Annotated in this window: 19 protein-coding genes; 15 read left to right on the top strand and 4 right to left on the bottom strand. The window is 63.6% G+C overall.

Annotated elements, in window-relative coordinates; genetic code table 11:
- The first annotated feature begins 13 nt into the window (after positions 1–13).
- The 8 genes from DK926_RS18655 (at position 14) to DK926_RS18620 (ending at position 5,926) form a co-directional block, all read left to right on the top strand.
- Positions 14–913 carry a glutamine amidotransferase family protein gene (locus DK926_RS18655; RefSeq protein WP_114331645.1) on the top strand — a complete coding sequence of 300 codons (900 nt, stop codon included), beginning with the start codon at positions 14–16 and terminating at the stop codon, positions 911–913.
- Positions 898–1,608, top strand: a complete 711-nt coding sequence (locus DK926_RS18650) for a protein glxC (RefSeq protein WP_114331644.1) — start codon at positions 898–900, stop codon at positions 1,606–1,608. Before DK926_RS18655 ends, DK926_RS18650 begins: the two co-directional genes overlap by 16 nt.
- A 9-nt stretch (positions 1,609–1,617) precedes the next feature.
- The gene (locus DK926_RS18645) at positions 1,618–2,934 is read left to right on the top strand and encodes an FMN-binding glutamate synthase family protein (protein WP_114331643.1); all 1,317 of its coding nucleotides are present in this window, start codon (positions 1,618–1,620) and stop codon (positions 2,932–2,934) included.
- A gap of 78 nt (positions 2,935–3,012) precedes the next feature.
- Positions 3,013–3,663 carry an XRE family transcriptional regulator gene (locus tag DK926_RS18640; protein ID WP_114331642.1) on the top strand — a complete coding sequence of 217 codons (651 nt, stop codon included), beginning with the start codon at positions 3,013–3,015 and terminating at the stop codon, positions 3,661–3,663.
- 10 nt (positions 3,664–3,673) lie between these two features.
- Positions 3,674–3,940 carry a WhiB family transcriptional regulator gene (locus DK926_RS18635; RefSeq protein WP_114331641.1) on the top strand — a complete coding sequence of 89 codons (267 nt, stop codon included), beginning with the start codon at positions 3,674–3,676 and terminating at the stop codon, positions 3,938–3,940.
- A 29-nt stretch (positions 3,941–3,969) separates the two neighbouring features.
- Positions 3,970–5,199, top strand: a complete 1,230-nt coding sequence (locus tag DK926_RS18630) for an allantoate amidohydrolase (RefSeq protein WP_114331640.1) — start codon at positions 3,970–3,972, stop codon at positions 5,197–5,199.
- 33 nt (positions 5,200–5,232) lie between these two features.
- Positions 5,233–5,514, top strand: a complete 282-nt coding sequence (locus tag DK926_RS18625) for a hypothetical protein (RefSeq protein WP_114331639.1) — start codon at positions 5,233–5,235, stop codon at positions 5,512–5,514.
- A 19-nt stretch (positions 5,515–5,533) separates the two neighbouring features.
- Positions 5,534–5,926 carry a VOC family protein gene (locus tag DK926_RS18620; RefSeq protein ID WP_114331638.1) on the top strand — a complete coding sequence of 131 codons (393 nt, stop codon included), beginning with the start codon at positions 5,534–5,536 and terminating at the stop codon, positions 5,924–5,926.
- Between the two features lie 7 nt (positions 5,927–5,933).
- On the opposite strand, the gene DK926_RS18615 is transcribed toward DK926_RS18620, so the two are convergent.
- A complete protein-coding gene (locus DK926_RS18615) occupies positions 5,934–7,394 on the bottom strand; it encodes an aldehyde dehydrogenase family protein (protein ID WP_114331637.1) in 1,461 nt (486 codons plus the stop codon).
- Positions 7,395–7,434: 40 nt separating this feature from the next.
- A complete protein-coding gene (locus tag DK926_RS18610; RefSeq protein ID WP_114331636.1) occupies positions 7,435–7,989 on the bottom strand; it encodes a CbrC family protein in 555 nt (184 codons plus the stop codon).
- Between the two features lie 87 nt (positions 7,990–8,076).
- Here DK926_RS18610 and DK926_RS18605 point away from each other — a divergent pair, with 87 nt between their 5' ends.
- The 4 genes from DK926_RS18605 (at position 8,077) to DK926_RS18590 (ending at position 12,478) form a co-directional block, all read left to right on the top strand.
- Entirely contained in the window at positions 8,077–8,472 is a 396-nt protein-coding gene (locus DK926_RS18605; RefSeq protein ID WP_114331748.1) for an ASCH domain-containing protein, read from the top strand.
- 151 nt (positions 8,473–8,623) lie between these two features.
- Positions 8,624–8,998: a hypothetical protein gene (locus DK926_RS18600; RefSeq protein WP_114331635.1), complete on the top strand. Its 375-nt coding sequence runs from the start codon at positions 8,624–8,626 to the stop codon at positions 8,996–8,998.
- Positions 8,999–9,150: 152 nt separating this feature from the next.
- A complete protein-coding gene (locus tag DK926_RS18595) occupies positions 9,151–10,422 on the top strand; it encodes a sensor domain-containing diguanylate cyclase (protein WP_114331634.1) in 1,272 nt (423 codons plus the stop codon).
- A gap of 259 nt (positions 10,423–10,681) precedes the next feature.
- Entirely contained in the window at positions 10,682–12,478 is a 1,797-nt protein-coding gene (locus DK926_RS18590; protein WP_114331633.1) for an alkyl sulfatase dimerization domain-containing protein, read from the top strand.
- 455 nt (positions 12,479–12,933) lie between these two features.
- Here the strand turns inward: DK926_RS18590 and DK926_RS18585 are convergent, their stop codons facing one another.
- Positions 12,934–14,922 (bottom strand): TerD family protein, encoded by a 1,989-nt coding sequence (locus tag DK926_RS18585; RefSeq protein WP_114331632.1) that lies wholly within the window; start codon positions 14,920–14,922, stop codon positions 12,934–12,936.
- 174 nt (positions 14,923–15,096) lie between these two features.
- Between DK926_RS18585 and DK926_RS18580 the strand changes: the two genes are divergently transcribed.
- Together DK926_RS18580 and DK926_RS26470 are read left to right on the top strand one after the other, a co-directional pair.
- Positions 15,097–15,825 (top strand): potassium channel family protein, encoded by a 729-nt coding sequence (locus DK926_RS18580; protein WP_114331631.1) that lies wholly within the window; start codon positions 15,097–15,099, stop codon positions 15,823–15,825.
- A gap of 411 nt (positions 15,826–16,236) precedes the next feature.
- Positions 16,237–16,644, top strand: coding sequence for a hypothetical protein (locus DK926_RS26470; protein ID WP_125833414.1), 408 nt, complete (start codon positions 16,237–16,239; stop codon positions 16,642–16,644).
- Positions 16,645–16,850: 206 nt separating this feature from the next.
- Here the strand turns inward: DK926_RS26470 and DK926_RS27075 are convergent, their stop codons facing one another.
- A complete protein-coding gene (locus tag DK926_RS27075) occupies positions 16,851–17,840 on the bottom strand; it encodes a hypothetical protein (protein ID WP_243636892.1) in 990 nt (329 codons plus the stop codon).
- Positions 17,841–18,156: 316 nt separating this feature from the next.
- On the opposite strand from DK926_RS27075, the gene DK926_RS18565 reads away from it, so the two are divergent.
- On the top strand, positions 18,157–18,477 hold the full coding sequence (locus tag DK926_RS18565) for a transposase (RefSeq protein ID WP_114331629.1): 321 nt from the start codon (positions 18,157–18,159) through the stop codon (positions 18,475–18,477).
- The last annotated feature ends 33 nt before the right edge of the window (positions 18,478–18,510 follow it).

Genomic DNA, 18,510 nt, shown 5'->3' with positions numbered 1-18,510 from the left:
GAAAGGAACCTTCATGTGTGGAATCGTCGGGCTTCACCTTCGTGACGCCACGCTCTACCCACAGCTCGGCGCGCTGCTGACCGACATGCTCGCGTCGATGTGCGACCGCGGCCCCGACTCCGCAGGTATGGCCGTCTACGGTGACCCCACGTGGTCGCCTGCAGGAGAATCGACCGTCTCGTTGCTCGATTCCCCCATCGCCGCAACGGAACTCGCGGCCACGGTCACCGAGATCGTCGGAGTGTCCGTCACCGGTCACGACCTCGCTCCCACCATCGTGCTGCACGCGGCCGCGTCCGCTGACGCGATCACCGCAGCGGTTCGCGCGACCGTGCCCGAGGCGCGCATCATCGGATTCGGCGACGACCTCACCGTGCTCAAGGGCATGGGCAACCCCACCGAACTCGCGAACAGGTTCGGACTGCCCCAGGCAAGCGGATGGCAGGGCGTCGCACACACCCGCATGGCGACAGAATCCGCCGTCACCGCAGAAGGATCACACCCGTTCGCCGTTGGACCGGATCAGTGCCTGGTACACAACGGTTCGTTCTCCAACCACATGTCCATCAAGCACGAACTCGAGCGCGCCGGCGTCACCTTCGACAGCGAGAACGACACCGAAGTCGGTGCGCGGTTCGTCGCCAAGCAGCTGTCCGAGGGCGTCGATCTCGAAAAGGCACTGCTCATGCTCAACGAGACGTTCGACGGCTTCTACACGCTGCTCGTCTCCAACAGCGATTCTTTCGCTGTCGTCCGCGACTCGATCTCCTGCAAGCCGGCGATCATCGCCGAGACCGACCGCTGGGTGGCCATGGCCTCCGAGTACCGCGCACTGGCTCACCTGCCAGGCATCGAGAACGCCCGAATCTTCGAGCCCGAACCGGAAGAGGTGTACGTATGGCACCGTCAGTGATTGCCACCCAGGAAATCGCAACTACGACCGTGGATGCACAGACCGCAGGCACCCGCGCAGTCAACGAACTACTCACCTCACCCGAAGCACCGAAGTCGGTTACCGTCACCCAGCCTCAGGGCGCCCACGCGCTCGCATGTGGGCTGGACACGGACATCGACGTCACCATCGACGGCCACGTCGGCTACTACTGCGCCGGCATGAACCAGAAGGCGACGGTCACGGTCACCGGCAACGCGGGTGTCGGCGTCGCCGAGAACATGATGTCCGGACGCGTCCACATCAAGGGCGACGCGTCGCAGTCCGCCGGTGCGACTGCCCACGGCGGACTGCTCGTCATCGACGGCAACGCTGCTGCACGATGTGGCATTTCGATGAAGGGCGTCGACATCGTCGTCGGCGGCAACATCGGCCACATGAGCGCGTTCATGGGCCAGGCAGGACGTCTCGTCGTCTGCGGCGACGCCGGTGAAGCATTGGGCGATTCGATCTACGAGGCACGCATCTACGTGCGCGGTACCGTCGCCTCGCTCGGCGCCGACTGCATCAAGAAGGACATGCGCGACGAGCATCTCGCCGAGTTGAAAGGACTGCTGGACGCCGCAGGCCTCGATCACGATCCCGCTGAATTCACCCGCTACGGCTCGGCCCGCCAGCTGTACAACTTCCACGTCGACAACGCCAGCGCGTACTAGGAGCTGATCATGACAACACCGAACACCCAGCTGCGCGAGTCGGCGACCTTCGACCGCGGTGTCATCTCGGAGATTCAGCGTGCAGCAGAGACAGGCATCTACGACATCCGCGGGTGGGGCGCCAAGCGCAAGCTCCCACATTTCGACGATCTACTGTTCCTCGGCGCATCGATGTCGCGCTACCCACTCGAGGGGTACCGCGAGAAGTGCGACACCGACGTCGTTCTCGGCGACACGCACGCGAAGTTCCCTCTGCACCTCGACATTCCGATCACGATCGCCGGCATGAGCTTCGGTGCCCTGTCCGGCCAGGCGAAGGAAGCTCTCGGCCGCGGCGCCAGTGAAGTCGGTACGTCCACGACGACCGGTGACGGCGGCATGACGCCCGAGGAACGCGGCCAGTCCAAGAACCTCGTCTACCAGTACCTGCCGTCGCGCTACGGCATGAACCCTGACGACCTACGCAAGGCCGACGCCATCGAGATCGTTCTCGGTCAGGGCGCGAAGCCCGGCGGTGGCGGAATGCTGTTGGGCCAAAAGATCACCGAACGCGTCGCAGGTATGCGCACGCTGCCGATGGGCGTCGACCAGCGTTCGGCGTGCCGCCACCCCGACTGGACCGGCCCGGACGACCTCGCGATCAAGATCATCGAATTGCGTGAAATCACCAACTGGGAGAAGCCGATCTACATCAAGGTCGGTGCGACCCGCACGTACTACGACGTCAAGCTCGCCGTGAAGGCAGGCGCCGATGTCGTCGTCGTCGACGGCATGCAGGGCGGCACCGCAGCTACCCAGGACGTGTTCATCGAGCACGTCGGCATCCCGACACTGGCCGCCATCCCGCAGGCAGTCCAGGCGCTGCAGGAGATGGGCGTGCACCGCAAGGTGCAGCTCATCGTCTCCGGCGGAATCCGCAGCGGCGCGGACGTGGCCAAGGCGATGGCACTCGGAGCCGACGCGGTCGCCATCGGCACCGCAGCCTTGATCGCGTTGGGAGACAACAGCCCTCGCTACGCCAAGCAGTACGAGGAGCTCGGTAGCGCCGCCGGCTTCTACGACGATTTCCAGGCAGGCCGCGACCCCGCGGGCATCACGACACAGGATCCCGAGCTGTCGAAAAACCTCGATCCCGTCGAGGGCGGCCGACGGCTCGCGAACTACCTCCGCGTGCTGACGATGGAAGCGCAGACCCTTGCTCGCGCGTGCGGCAAGTCCCACCTGCGCAACCTCGAGCCCGAGGACCTCGTCGCACTGACCGTCGAGGCGTCGGCGATGGCGCGAGTACCCCTTGCCGGCACCAACTGGATCCCCGGCCGCTACTGATACGGCTACCCCGCCCGTGCGTGTTGAGTTACATCACGATGTAACTCATCACGCGCGGGTCCTGACCTGGAGAATTCGATGACCAATGCTGCAGCGGACAACACGGTGCACGACGTCACCGGTCGCGAGGTCGATCCGTGCGATGTTGCAGACGATTCCCTCGAGACCGTCATTGGTGGTCAGGTCCGCAATCTACGCATCAGCGCGGGCTTGTCGTTGAGCGAACTGGCCAACCGAGTGGGCATGTCCAAGGCGATGTTGTCGAAGATCGAGAACGCTCAGGCGTCGTGCAGCCTCTCCACACTGTCGAGACTGTCGACGGGCCTCGATGTTCCGGTCACCACGTTGTTTCGCGGAGCCACCACACAACGTGAGTCCGTGTACACCCCAGCCGGGAACGGCGCGCACATCGTCGGGCGTGGAACCCGGGCCGGGCACCACTACGAAATGCTGGGTGCGCTGCGCGGACAACACCGACGACTCGAAGCGGTCGTGGTCACGTTGGAAGAAGAATCGACCATCTCGCCACGGTTCCAACACCCGGGCACCGAACTGCTGTTCATGCTGCAGGGCGAGATGGTCTACACCCACGACGGCTCGGACTACCGCCTCCGCCAGGGTGATTCGCTGCTACTCGACGGCGAAGGGCTGCACGGGCCGAAGAGTCTCGACGCGCTCCCCATTCGATTTCTTGCAGTCACCGCATATCCGGACAACCACGTCGAGTAGGAAGACAACCGTGCGACACGAAAGACCCGTCGTGCTCCCTGCGCCGATCAGCGCGGAATGGGAATGGCAGCTCCACGCTCGGTGCCGTTCTCATGATGTCGAGGATTTCTTCGACGCCGACGACGACCGACGCGCCAAAGCCGTGTGCCTCGCCTGCCCGGTGATCGACCGTTGCCGCGACTACGCCATCGCCGCCAACGAGCCTCACGGAATTTGGGGTGGCCTGTCCCCCTCCGAACGCAACCGACACCGGTGGCTGCGGCCCCGGTCCGCATGACACGAAGACCCGAGAGGACCCTCCCGACAATGACTTCCTTCAATTCCCTCTGGAATTCCATTCTCGACGTCGGCCAGCATGCCGACACCCGCGGCTACCGCCGATTTGCCTGGGGCGACGCCGATCTGACGCTCCGCGAGTGGTTTCGTGGGGAGGCGTCGCGCAGGAGTATGGATGTCGAAGAGGATCGCAACGGAAACCTCTGGGCATGGTGGTTGCCTGTGGGATGGGTCGGCGAACCGAGCGGCGCGTTCGTCACCGGGTCTCATCTCGACTCGGTTCCCGACGGCGGCGCGTTCGACGGTCCGCTCGGCGTCGTCTCTGCGTTCGCTGCCGTGGACATTCTCCGCGAGCGCGGCAGCGAGCCGACGGTCCCCGTCGCGGTCACCGCGTTCTCCGACGAGGAAGGCGCTCGCTTCGGCGTGGCCTGTGTCGGAAGCCAATTGACGACGGGCGCCCTGTCCGCCGAGCGAGCTCTCGGTCTGCGTGACGCCGACGGCATCACCCTCGCCGAGGCACTGGCCAGGGCAGGCCGCACTCCCGACCACATCGGCGCGGACCCGACTCTGGTCGACCGCGTCGGCGTCTACGTCGAACTGCACGTCGAGCAGGGACGCGCCCTCGATCTGGTCGACAAGCCCATCGCGGTCGCGTCGTCGATCTGGCCACACGGGCGATGGGAGTTCACGTTCACCGGTGAGGCGAATCACGCCGGGGCGACCAGGCTCGTCGATCGCCGCGATCCGATGCTGGCGTTCGCCTCTTCCGTCCACACCGCTCGCACGGCCGCCACAGCGCACGAGGCCGTCGCGACATTCGGCAAGGTACGCGTACTACCCAACGGCGCCAACGCTATTCCGTCGGAGATCAAAGCGTGGCTCGACGCGCGTGCCGCCGACGAGGAGACCCTGACGAAGCTCGTCGCGCAAATCGAAGCCGAGGCGCGCAGCCACGCGGAGTCCGATGGCATCGGACTCGACGTCTTCGCCGAATCCATCACTCCGATCGTCGAGTTCCCGTCCGAACCGCGCGAGAAGCTGAAGCGAGCTCTCGCGCACCTCGGCGACATTCCTGTTCTGCCGACCCAGGCTGGACACGACGCCGGCATTCTGTCGGCGAAGGTGCCGACGGCAATGTTGTTCGTGCGCAACCCGACCGGAGTATCACACTCTCCCGACGAATACGCGACGCCCGAGGACTGCAACATCGGCGCCCACGCCCTTGCCGACGTCATGGCGGACTGGGTGTCGGACGACTGAGGGATGTCGTGGACAGGTGGTTAACTGGTCTTCATGTCCCAGGAGATCGAACACACCGAGGACGGGCGGTACATCATCGTCAAGGGCCGACGTTGGCGTGCAACCGATCCCGCGATTCCCGAAGACCGAGGCGCTGAACTCAGATCGATCCTGATGGCGTGGCGCCGCGAAGTGAAGCGCACGGACGGAGCCCCCGAATCACGAGCCGGAGTGCAGGCCGCGAAAGTTGCTCTCGGCGAACGAGGAACGCCCTGGTGGGAGCAATCGGACGACGAACGCCGCCGGCGATGGGAAGCTGAAGTCCCCCGACCCTAGAGAGTGCCAAGGACAGAAGATGGACATGAAACTCGAACTGATCCCCCTTGCCGTGAAGGACGTCGACCTCGCGAAGGAGTTCTACACCGAGCAGGTGGGCTTCGTCGCCGACGTCGATGTACGCCCCGCCCCGGGCGTACGAGTCGTGCAGCTGACGCCGCCTGGTTCGGCCTGTTCCATAAGCATCGGTACCGGCCTGCCCGCGTACGACATGCCACCCGGCTCGACGAAGGGGCTCCATCTCGTCGTCGAGGACATCGAGTCGTCGCGAGCGGAATTGATCGAGCGAGGCGTCCACGTCGAGGAGATCCAGGACGTCGGTGGCGGAGTGAAGTATGCGGCATTCGCCGACCCGGACGACAACACCTGGACATTGCAGGAGATGGCCTGGCGTACCGGCGACAAGTTCTGACCCCGCGTCAGATCGCGTACTGCCGTCGGGAGTGTTGTACCCCGATCCAGTGGTCGGTGGTGAATTCGTCGATCGCCCAATCGCCACCGAATCGGCCTATGCCTGAGTTCTTTTCACCGCCGAAGGCCGTGTTGGGTTCGTCGTTGATCGTGGTGTCGTTGACGTGTGTCATTCCGGCGTCGATCCGGGCCGCGACGCGCACCCCTCGGTCCACGTCGCGGGTGAATACCGCGCTGGACAGTCCGTACTCGGTGTCGTTGGCGAGTGCGACGGCGTCCTCCTCGTCTCGGGCGCGGATGACGGTCGCGACCGGACCGAAGACCTCCTCCGCAGCGGTCGCCACCTCGTTCGTGCCGAGCACGAGGTGGGGCCCGAGAACCCGCTGGGCCGGTCCGGATCGTTCGCCGCGCACGCGCACTTCCGCACCATCGGCTTCGGCGCGCGAGATCTTGTCCAGTATCGAGTCGACCTGCGAATCGTTGATGATCGGCCCGATCTGCGTCGACGGGTCGGACGGATCGCCGACGGTCAGCGCGCGCACTCGATCGGTCAGACGGTCCACGACCTCGTCGTGCACGCTGTCGACCGCGATGATGCGGTTCGTCGCCATACACACCTGGCCCTGATGAAAGAAGGAACCGAAGACCGCCGCGTCCACCGCCGCCTCGAGGTCCGCGTCGCCCAGGACGAGAAGTGGCCCGTTGCCACCGAGTTCGAGAGACATCTTCGTCAGCGGGGCAGACTCGGCAATCCCCTTGCCCACCGGCGTCGACCCGGTGAACGACACGAGTCGAGTGGTCGGATGTTGCGCTACGGCGTCGCCGATCTCGCTGCTCTTTCCGACGACGACCGACAGCACGCCGCTCGGAAGTCCTGCCTCCTCCAGGATCTTGGCCAGGAGAAGCCCACCGGTCACCGGGGTATCGCTGGCGGGTTTGAGGACGACGGCATTTCCGAGCGCGAGCGCAGGCGCGACCGAACGGTTCGACAGCTGCATCGGGAAGTTCCACGGGCTGATGACGGTGACCACGCCCAGCGGCTGTCGGTAGACTCGGTTTTCCTTTCCGTCGATCAACGCGGCGGGCAGAATGCGTCCGGCGGAACGCGTCGGATAGCTCGCGGCTTCGAGCATCACCGCGCGGACGGCGAGCCATTCCCACTCCGCCCGCGGCCTGATGCCTCCTGCTTCACGGACCAGCCAGTCGACGATCTCGTCCTTGCGCGCATCCATCACCTGGGCGGCACGGAAGAAGACCTCGGCCCGCTCGGTCGGCAGCGTGGCAGCCCAGTCACGTTGGGCGCGGGCAGCAGCGCGAAACGCGTCGTCGACGTCGTCCGCGTTCGCGAGCGGGAGGGAAGTCAAGGTCTCGTCGGAATAGGGGTTCACGTCGTCGGAGACCTCGCCGTAGCTGCCCGCCCGCCACGTCCCGGCGATGGGCATGGTGTCGAATCCGGTGTATGCAGTCATGTTGTTCGGGTGCCCGATCGGTCGACAGGCAAACCGCGGGTCAGCTCGCGTCGACGTGCAGGCGGTGCGCACCGCAAGACAGGCACCGGAACAGGTACCCCGCCAGGTCGCCCTCTCGTTCGAGGAAGGAGCGGACGACCGTCGTGTCGTAGCCGGTGCCGCCGTTCACGTCAGCTGCGAAATCGTGTTCGTGCAGGTAGTTCTGAAGGTCGTCAGCGCAGACATCGCCCACGAACGCGCATGGACGCCCACAATGGGACTTCCATTGCTCCTGCTGCCACGTCGGGTACGACGGTGTCCGCTCGGAGACTTCACGCGATTCGTCGACGTCGATGGTGATCGGTTCGTCGGGCGACGACGGAACCCCCTCGATCCCGATCCAGTCGTTGAACTCACCTCCGAACGTGCGCGCGGCGGTTCCATCGGCGACGCACCACGGGCACAGGTAGTCGACCTCGTCGACGCAGTAGAACGAGCCACGGTACTTCAGTTCGCGTTCCCGGCCGCACGCATCGCACTTCCCCGATTCGTTCACGAAGTAGCCGAGTTCGTATGCGCGAGGGTTGAATCGGAAGTTCGGAAGGTCGGCAGTCACACATCGATTATGACTGCGTACGTCCGTCTACTGTTGCACGATGGTCCAGTCGGTCGAGCCCGACTGTCGCGCAGAGCAAGGAGCAAGATGTTTCCGAGGATCGACGGTCTCCGCGTCATGGAGATCGGAACACCGGGTGCGAGTCGCGACGGGCTCACGTCGCTGATCCGGCAGGGACTCAAACGCGGCACGGCGGGGCTGCGGTCCGAGTACGACGCCGAGGGCGAAGAACTGGAACATGTCGGCGAACGCATGGTCCTCGTCGACAGCAGTGGTCGCGGTATCGGTTACTTGACGATCACTGCAGTCGTGGTGACCACCTTCGGTGCAGTCACGTGGGAGTTCGCACAATCCGAGGGCGAAGGCGACGCGGACATCGAGCAGTGGCGAGAGAGTCACCGTCGATACTTCGCGCGCGCACACGGATTCGACGTGGCCGATTCGACACCTGTCGTCTGCGTGTCGTTCGAGTACAGCCCCTGAACGCACGTGTGCGGCATGGAACCGCACCCAGGGTTACTTCGACGCCCCCACACGGGTCGACGAACGTCCACCTTGGGGGTGTTATCGGGCACGGACTTTCCGGCAAAAGTAGAGCTCGTCCGAAACACACCCCGATTACAGGAGTCCCGCAATGTCCACGATCACCACCCGCACCGCAGCCGCAACCGCTATCGGCGTCGCCCTCGGGTTCGGTGTCGCATTCGCGCAAAGTTCCACTGCCGCAGCAACACCTGCGCATGCTGGCGCGCCGCAGATCCCGGAGACGGTGCAGGTCCGCGACCGCATCGGTTGCGCGAATGCATGGCCCATGGTGGCCTGCGACGCCCCGGACGGGGACGTACCCGAACAGATCGAACTGTACGAGCCGGGCACGTCACTCACCCAGCCCGGCGGCGTCGATCTCATGGGACCCGCCAGCACTCCCGTCCACGCCGCGGCCTATCCCCTCGAGCCCGACGACGGCGTGATCTCCCACCCGCTCGACCCCGACATGCCGTGGATGTGACGTGCCGATCCCACACACGACGTCCGATCCGGTCCAAACGCCGGGCAAGCCGGATATTTTTCGGTCAGGACGCCTGTAACGACCCCGGAACCGGTGTCGACGTGCACACTGAGGATTCTTACCGGTCGGGGTGATGGGTACGAGGTACAGCGATGGACGAGATCACACCGGCCGCCCCGGGTGTGTCGCAAATCGACCCCGACGGTCCGACGATCGGCATCACCCGATTCCATGTCGGTACCCGGACAATGACCTGGGACGCCAGGGCCGCCGCGCTGTTCGACGACACCGGGGACCGGCCACCGTTCGAGATCTGGTCCGAGCGCGTCCACCCGGACGATCACGACGTCGTCGCCGACCTGTACCGGGACGCGTTGGCCTCCATCGGCGCCGAATGCGTCTACCGCATTCGCCGCCCCAACGGCGAGATTCGCTACATCCTCACGCGTAGCGTCGCCATCGAACCCGGCTCCTGGGGCGGCCCGGACGTGCTCACCGGAGTCGTTCTGGAATTGGACCCGGAGTTGGGTCGCGAAGCGTTGCTCACCCACGTGCTCGACAACGTCACGCTCGGGTTCGTCATTCTGGGCCGTGACATGACCGTCCGCTACATCAACGCGCAGAGCGAGAAGCACCTGGGCGTTCGCCGAAGCCACGTCCTTGGCCACCACATCCACCACGTACTACCGGCGTTGAAGGACACCTATCTCGATTACCTGCACCGAGAAGTCCTCCGCACCGAAGGGGAGGTGACGCTGCGCACCGAGTCGATCTACCTTCCCGGCACCACGATGGAAGTGACCGCCACCTGCGTCGACGACGTCGTTGCCATCAGCTATCGCGATGTAACCGAGGAAACGCGGGCGCATTCGAGCACGATCGAGGCCTACCGAGAACTGCTCATCCGATCCCGGCTCGACGACCTCACCGGTGTCCTGAATCGGGCCGCCCTGTTCGAGCGGATCGCCCGAATCTCCGACGAGCTGTCGGTCCCGGATGCGTTGTTGTTCATCGACGTCGACGACTTCAAGACCATCAACGACACGTACGGGCACATCACCGGCGATCTCGTGCTCCGCACGAACGCGCAACGTCTGTCCGCGGAATGCGATTCGTCGATGGTGATCGGCCGCATCGGTGGCGACGAATTCGTCGTCGCCTTGTTCCCGCGCACGGAACTCGGAAGTGCCACTGCTGCAACCGATGTGGCCGACCGGATGCACCGGTCCTCAGCGGCGCCGATTTTCACCGCCAGCGGCGAGATCGGCGTCTCCATCTCCATCGGTATCGCACAGAACCACGCCGGATGCGCAGTCGAGGAATTGCTGTCGAGCGCGGACGACGCGCTCTACCGGGCCAAGAAAGACCACCACCCAGCCGATCCGGTGACACCGATCCGGCCATTTCGACGCCGGCCGCGGTAGCCCGTAAATCGAAATCCACTGGGGAACGTCTTCCCTGGATTCGCAACGGGGCCGCCTATCCGCCCGCAGACCTCGAGCACGCAACACTCACCCGTAACGGGCGAGGTCGTCATCTCTGTGTGGGTGCATGCTGTCAGTCAGAACAGATCGCGGTCACCGATTCGCGACGGCATGCAGCATCTCGTCCGCCAACCCGGATTGGGTTATCGATGCCCGTTGGTCGACACCTTCGCAATCCTGTGTCCACCGAGGAGGATCGATGTCCGCCGTTTTCGCCGACCGCACCGATTTCGCCAACGCCAACCGTGGTCTGATCGACGTTCTGGACCCCGCTCGAGTTCGCACTCCAGACGGCCGGTTGGTCTACGACGCTGCGAATTTCGAGACCGCGACGGCGGGAGAATGCCCCGACACCGTCAATCCGAGCTTGTGGCGGCAAGCGCAGCTCACCGCCATCCACGGACTGTTCGAGGTCACGAACGGGATCTACCAAATTCGTGGTTACGACCTGTCCAACATGACCCTCGTCGAAGGTGACACCGGTGTCATCGTCATCGACCCCTTGGTGTCGGCCGAATGTGCATCCGCAGGCCTCGCGCTCTACCGCCGACATCGTGGAGACCGCCCGGTGACCGCCGTCATCTACACACATTCGCACATCGATCATTTCGGTGGTGTGCTCGGCGTCGTCGACGCCGACACCACGGTGCCGATCGTGGCGCCAGAGCATTTTCTCGAGCACGCAGTCTCGGAAAACGTATATGCCGGGAACGCCATGCTGCGCCGGGGGATGTATCACACCGGAGTCGTACTTCCGGTGGGCGCAACCGGAACACTGGGCGCTGGGCTCGGGCCCAGCACATCGACTGGAACTGTCGGCCTCCTCGCCCCTACGCTGGACATCACGCACACCGGGCAAACCGAAACCCTCGATGGCGTTCGTATCACCTTCCAGGTCACGCCCGGCACCGAAGCGCCGTCGGAGATGAACTTCTGCTTCCCCGACCACCGAGCTCTGTGTCTTGCAGAGAACGCCACGCACAACCTGCACAATCTGCTGACACTGCGAGGCGCGGAAGTTCGCGACGCACGCAACTGGTCGAGATACCTCGCCGAAGCAATAGAACTGTTCGCCTACGACTGCGACGTCGCGTTCGCCTCGCACCACTGGCCGACCTGGGGCACCACCGAGCTCGTCACTTTCCTCACCGAGCAGCGAGACCTGTACGCCTACCTGCACGATCAGACATTGCGGCTACTCAACGATGGTTTGGTCGGAACCGAGATAGCCGAAGACTTCTCGATGCCGCCCGCACTCGACGCCGCATGGCACACCCACGGGTACTACGGATCGGTCAGCCACAACGTCAAAGCGATCTATCAGCGCTATATCGGCTGGTACGACGGCAACCCCGCGCACCTATGGCAACACCCACCGCAGGCGGCGGGCGCACGCTACGTCCGTGCGCTCGGAGGCATCGATGTAGCGGTGGCGCGAGCGAAGGAGTTCGCCGATGAAGGCGACCTTCGCTTCGCGGCCGAACTCGCCGCCCACGCGGTGTTCGCCGAGCCCGACCACGCTGAGGCCAAGGGGGTACTCGAGAGCGTGCTGACACGCCTGGGATACGGCTCCGAATGCGCAACCTGGCGCAATAACTTCCTCGTCGGCGCGGACGAGGTGAACGGATCGAACCACCCAGCGGAAGTCAGCGCAGCTGGAATGGCGGGAGCTCTCACCATCACGCAGGTGTTCGACAGTATCGCCATCCGCATCGATGGCCCGAAAGCTTGGGACACAACGATTTCGATCCGTTGGCATTTCACGGACGTCGATGAAATCTATCGAATGGAACTGCACAACGGCGCCCTCATCCACTACCCGACACGTCGAACGGACCCAGCCGACCTCACGGTCAAGCTGACGAAGCCGCAACTACTCGGCCTACTCGCAGGCCACGACACCGAGGCCACCATGGACGGCGACACTTCGACCATCAAACGAATTACCGACCTGACCACCCGACCCGACACCTCTTTCTCGATCGTCACACCATGAGCACGAGCATGCATCGCTGGTGCGGATCCCTGATGCAGGACGCCCGAGCCGTCGAGTCTCGGAACGTCGACGCCGTTCGATGCGGCCGTCACTGAGTGCACGGGGGTCCTCCGCCGACAAGGCGTCGGCGATCGACACGAACACCGGTAGTGGGTCTCCTTCTCCGGTGGTTACGAGAACGTCGCGAAATTGTCCGGTGTCACGGGCGATGCGGAACGCAAGGCCCCTGCGCTCCAGTTCGTTTCGTAACTCCATGGGTGCCGCGTGCCGGGCTGCACGTGAGCGCCACTGACGAACACCGAGTGCGAGTATGCGAAATTCCGTTGGTAAGGACCCAGAAACCTTGAGCGACTACACGAAAGCAACCCATGGCGCTGACTTTGGCGACGCTCCCTACCGTCGACCGCCAGTTTCGTGCAGGTCACCGAAGCTATCCGATCGTCGGACGGGCACTCTTACAGCTCGTCCTCCTCCGACGGAGCCTCGGGCGCCGACGGTACCCACGGCTTGAGCGGCTGAAGAACGTCCCGATAGAAGCCGTCGAGACCCTCGGTGACGCTGGCGATGAACCCGGCCGCGGAACCCGAGCGTTTGCTGCCCATCTTGGTCGACGACGTCAGCGTGAACCGCTCCAAGGTGCTGACCCGCCCACTGGTCAAAGACTTCGCGTCCGCCCGCACCGTCGCGAGATTCTCACACGAGACCTCGCCGACATCACTGAAGACGGCCTCGACGAGAATATCCGCCGGCGCGTTCTTCAACTGCCGCAGCAGCCAATTCGTCCGCCGCAGCGCAGTCCCCTCCTCCGGAGCCGCAATGCTGGTGGTGCACTGAATCTTGTTGGTCCGCAGATCCGCATCCACAGTCAAATCACCCGCCGCATCGGGAACCCGCAACGTCGCAGACAGACACCCAGCAGTGGCTAGTTTGTCCACCAAATACTCGTTGCGTGCCTGCGGATCAGTCGCGAACTTCCTGGGCAGATGATGCTTGACGGACACCCCCAACTCCGCAGTCATCCGCAACGCAAGATGCCTCGACAGCGACGCCCATGTGTTCGCCACCGCCAACGCTTTTACATCGCGACTACGCAACGTTCCAGCCGTGACCGAATCCCGGACCGCAACCCAATGCCTGCCCATGTCGACGAACTCGGTGGCACCGGACTTCGGGTGCGTCAAGTATCTGACGAACTCGCTTAGAATCCACACCTGCAACGGATCGGCGAGTTCGCCGTGCGACAACAACATGCGCGCTTCATGAATGACCTCGGACCACGAGATATGCCGCAGCGCAACCTTCTTCAGCAAGGTTTTGTTGACTTGGACCGGTAGTTCACCCGTCGACGCAGGTATATCGTTGGACAGACTGAGCACGACCTCATACTTCTGCCGCCTCGCCACATCGAGGTAATTCTCGAGCTGCTCTTTCTGCAGTTTCCCGGTGCCGGTCTTTACTTCGAGCAACGCCGTCCAAACGTGGCCTGCCCGCGACACTCGAAACACCCCGTCAGGAATGACTTTGCCCTCGCCCTTCACGAAAGGCACTTCGAGGTAGCCCTCGAACGGTCCTGCAGGAGCGCCGGCGCGAGAACAAATCGCGCGGGCGAACGGGCGGACCGCTTGCATCGTTGCAATCAGCGACGACGTAGCGCGCTTCTCCTGCTCCTCGCCGGATCCGACACCCGATACCGAGAACAACCGAGCGGTGTTCCAGCCGTCACCACCCGCCAGAGTGAACTGCGGCAGTGCAGCACGTTTCACCACCGGTTTCTTGGTCCGCACACCGCTTTTCGGCGGTTCGACGTCGACGACCGCGACACCGACGACATCACCTGTCGGAGTCACGGCTTGGACGTGCGCGTCGGGGACCTCGACTACGACAACGTCGTCGACCGCTTCGCTCGAGTCACTGTCGTCGACATCGACTCCGAAGTCCTGCGCCAGCCCAGCCAAACCCGCTTCCCACCCCTGCCCGACCGCCCGTAGCTTCCATCCGCCGTCTCGCCGGTAGATCTCCCCAAACACCAACGCCCGTTCCGACGACGCATCTGCGGTCGCGAATTCACCGAGCACCGAGCCTGATTGGTCCCGGACCTGGAAAGCCAGCTTGCCGAACTCTCCGAGCTCCTGCTCGCTCGAGCTGCCCGCGATGACGATTTTCTCGACTTCGGCGGGCACGGACGCCAGGTGCACGAACACTCGCTCCTGCTTGCCCTCGTCCGTGCTGCTGCTGCCCAAATACCGGACGGACGCCTCCGCTGACTCGGGTTGGTTGTAGAAGACGAAATCCGCATCCGACCGGACTCGGTTCGCCGCATTTACGAGCAACGCCGACGCATCGAGATCGCGCTCCGGGTCGACCCACGACACGATGACGTCGAGTTCCGTCACCTCAGCCGACAGCGGAATATTTTGGCCCTTGGTCAGGATCGGTGAACTCACGAATGCACGCTCCTCGTCGGACTCCCTGTGAACAGGCCAGACTAACGAGGAACGCCGACGACCGCGGCTCTGGGAAACGATATTCATTCGATCGAACGACCAGTGCGACGGCGTGCAGCGCGATGCCTGTATTAGGCCCGGCCATAACGTGTTTCACCAGTAAAGGGCCTTTTCATGACTTACGAACGGTGGGAGCGAAGCACCGAATGGCCCCTCGCCGGCGCCGCGCTGTCGTTTCTCGCGATCTACGCCTGTACCGTGCTCTCGCAACCGGTCGGTGCGGGAGCGCAACTCACCGAGCACGCCGTGTTGGCGATCTGGACGCTGTTCGGTGTCGACTACCTCGCGCGTCTTGCTCTCGCCCAACGCCGAACACACTGGTTCGCACTGCACCTGCATGAACTCGCGATCGTCATCCTTCCGGTCCTGCGGCCCCTGCGACTGCTTCGGCTTCTCACACTGGTGAGCCTTCTCCAACGCTCCATCGGCGGCGCACTGCGAGGTCGCGTCGTGACGTACGCCGTCAGCGGCACCCTGCTGCTCGTCTTCGTCGCCGCGCTGGCTATGCTCGACGCCGAGCGCGGCACACCGGGCGCGAACATCGAAACCTTTCCCGACGAACTCTGGTGGGCCGTTCCCACCGTGACTACTGTCGGTTACGGCGACTACACCCCCACCACCGCGACCGGCCGCTGCATCGCAGTCGGCCCTATGGTCGCGGGCATCGCCCTACTCGGAGTAGTCACCGCGACACTCGCATCATGGCTTGTTCAGAAGGTCGCAGAGCAGGACGAAGCCAATCAGGCTGCCACACAACAGCAAGTCGCCGAACTGATAGAACAGGTTACCGCGTTGCGCACCGAACTCGCCTCCCGACCAACAGTTGCCAACCACCAGGCATAGGTCGCCGGCACTTCAGTGACGGGACGCTTCCAGCGCTCTCCTCCGACCTACGGAACCGTCGCATCGCCGTCGACGCCACTACGCCGCGGGTCTCCTGTCGATCAAGCCCGTGGGCCACCCGGATGCTGTCGCCGAGCACCGCTCTGCACTAAGCCGGCGACCATCCCAATTGCGAAGGATCCACTTCGGTCTGGGCACGCTCGTAGCTTTCCTGTCGAAGTCGGACCGAATCTGTCTCTGTCAAAGCCATTTCGGAGACTCCCGAAGCTTTGCCCAAAGTTGTGGAAAGCGTGATCGAGGTCGTGTCGATGAGCGCGAGATAACTTTCGGCGAGCCAGCAGGCGTGGCCGACGCCGCGAACGGCGAGCCGGCGATCACGTTCACGCTGACCAATCGGAGAATGTCAGATACGTGTGCGGGCTTCTGGAATTCGAACCAAATAATGGCGTCTACTTGTTGTTTGACATTGCGGTCACCACATCGCCGTCATATTCGACCGCGGTAACGGGCTCCAGAAATAGCCGCGTATCCAGTCTGTTCGACTGGGCGCTATCCGCCGGCAGATGGAGCGCCACCAATCTCGACGGTACCGTCAATGCCGACCTCGTGACGACCGCCGGACTGAACTGCGACGAAATGAACACCGACGCATTCTCGGGCCAACTCGCACCTTCGTCGAACTACGTCGGTTCCTATGCCATGGATGTGGCGCCCGACATCCAAAACATCTTCCTCCAGTTGCCTCGCTCCGACTACGGCTGGGAATGGGACCTCCCCGAGGGCCTGCTCGGACCAACGAACGGACCAGGCGGCTTCTAGAAATCCATTCAAAGCAATGTCTTTCGACCTGCATACAGGTGGGTTGTCTGAATGCATCGCGCCGATCGCCGCATGAGGCATTGGCAGCTGAGTGAGACCCGAGTCTTCTCTCAGAGTCCGCTTCGCCCGTAAGAGGTGCAACTTCCTACATCACGCTTCGCTTGACATAGCAACTGGATTCGAGGCTGCGACGCAGGCGTGGTACTTCATGGGCCGTACGTCCATTCGTCTCCGACGCACATGACTGCAAGCCCTTCGGGAGTCTGAGATGCATTGCCGGAGGATGAATCACAAGCAGTTCCTACTTGATTGACGCCAACGATCGGCACACTGCCTACCCACTTGGTACCGCCGCCCGCGCCGAGGTAGACGCACACGATGTTCTCACCGGTGTACTCATCCACACCCACTGCGCTCGTCTGCGAGCAAGGCTCGCCCACTGTCACAACGGAAACCGGCTCGGCAGGCTCTTCGACTTTTGGGGAGGGCACTGCTTGGGGCATAACGACTGGCTCCTGCACGGCGTCCGGAATGTCGACAGAGCCCGCCGTCGACCACGTTGCGTTCACCTCGCCGTTCGGCGTGAACCTGACACGATCGATCACGGCATCACCTGCAACGCCGAACAACACCCAACCCCTCACGCAGTCGCCCGCGTTGACGGTCTCCGACGTGAACGGATACTCCGGAGTCGGGAACTGGCCGTACGTGAGATTCGCAGACGGATACCGACCGCTCTCCTCATCGAACAGCGACCACTCCGACCAGCTCACCAAGACCGGCGTTGACGCGGTATCCACGCACGTACGAACGTCGGCCGCCGCCCAATGTCCTCCCGATGACGGAGCCGGCGCTTGCGTCGCCGCAACCGGATCGAACCCGAAGACAGCGACCCGGATGGACACACCATCGCCTGTGAAGGCGACCTCCGACCCCAACGCGTTCGGATCTTCGGGGGCCGCCGGCGACGTCGAACTGGACTCGACCCTCGTCTCAGCTTCCGAGTTCGAGACTGCAGTGCCGCCCGTCGAACCACATCCGGCCGACACCGCCATCACCAGAATCAGCGCTGCCACCAAAGCAAGCCCACGCCATGAACCGACACCGGATAGGTAGGGATTTCTCACAAACGCACTATAGGGCCGCAAGTCCAGGCATGCCGACGAAACGAACCGTGGGGTCTCAGCGATAGACACCACAGTACCCCGAACGTCGACTCGTCACCTGGATCGGCTTCGAGCCCCCCGTTGCGAATAGAGCATCCTATGAACACCAAGACCATGGTCGCCGTCTTCGGCGTTGTTGCCGCACTCATCCTCGGCGCCTGTTCCCCTTCACAAACCTCGCCGACAGCAGACACTTCCGCAAGCGCGGTGCCGACCACAACGAGCACGTCGCCTCAGACCACCCCGCCGCCGTCTCCACCTCCAGCCCCAGCTGAAGCCGCAGCCCTCCCCGCACCGATCTGAAGTACCCCAGGTTTTGTTCCGTTCTTTGTAGGAGGATGGAGCTATGCCACGTCAGTACCCGCCGGAGTTCCGGCAGCGAGCAGTGCGCATGGTGGAGACGGTGTTGGAATCCGACGCCGAGCTCTCGGAGTTCGAGGCGATTCGCCGGGTCGCCTCGAAGCAGCAGATCGGTGAAGAGACGCTGCGCAGGTGGCGACGCAAGGCCCAGGTCGATGCCGGTGAACGGCGGGGGGCCAGCAGCGACGAGCACAACGAGATCCGCAGGCTGAAGAAGCGGGTCGCCGAACTCGAGCGAACGAACGAGCTACTGAAATCGGCGAGCGCGTTTTTCGCCTCGGAACTCGACCGGACCACGACGAGATGATCGCGTTCATCGACGCGTACCGCGATCGTTTCG

The sequence above is a fragment of the Rhodococcus sp. Eu-32 genome, from assembly GCF_003336925.1.
Classification (GTDB): Bacteria; Actinomycetota; Actinomycetes; order Mycobacteriales; family Mycobacteriaceae; genus Rhodococcoides; species Rhodococcoides kyotonensis_B.
This window is presented reverse-complemented; position numbering and strand designations above follow the sequence as displayed.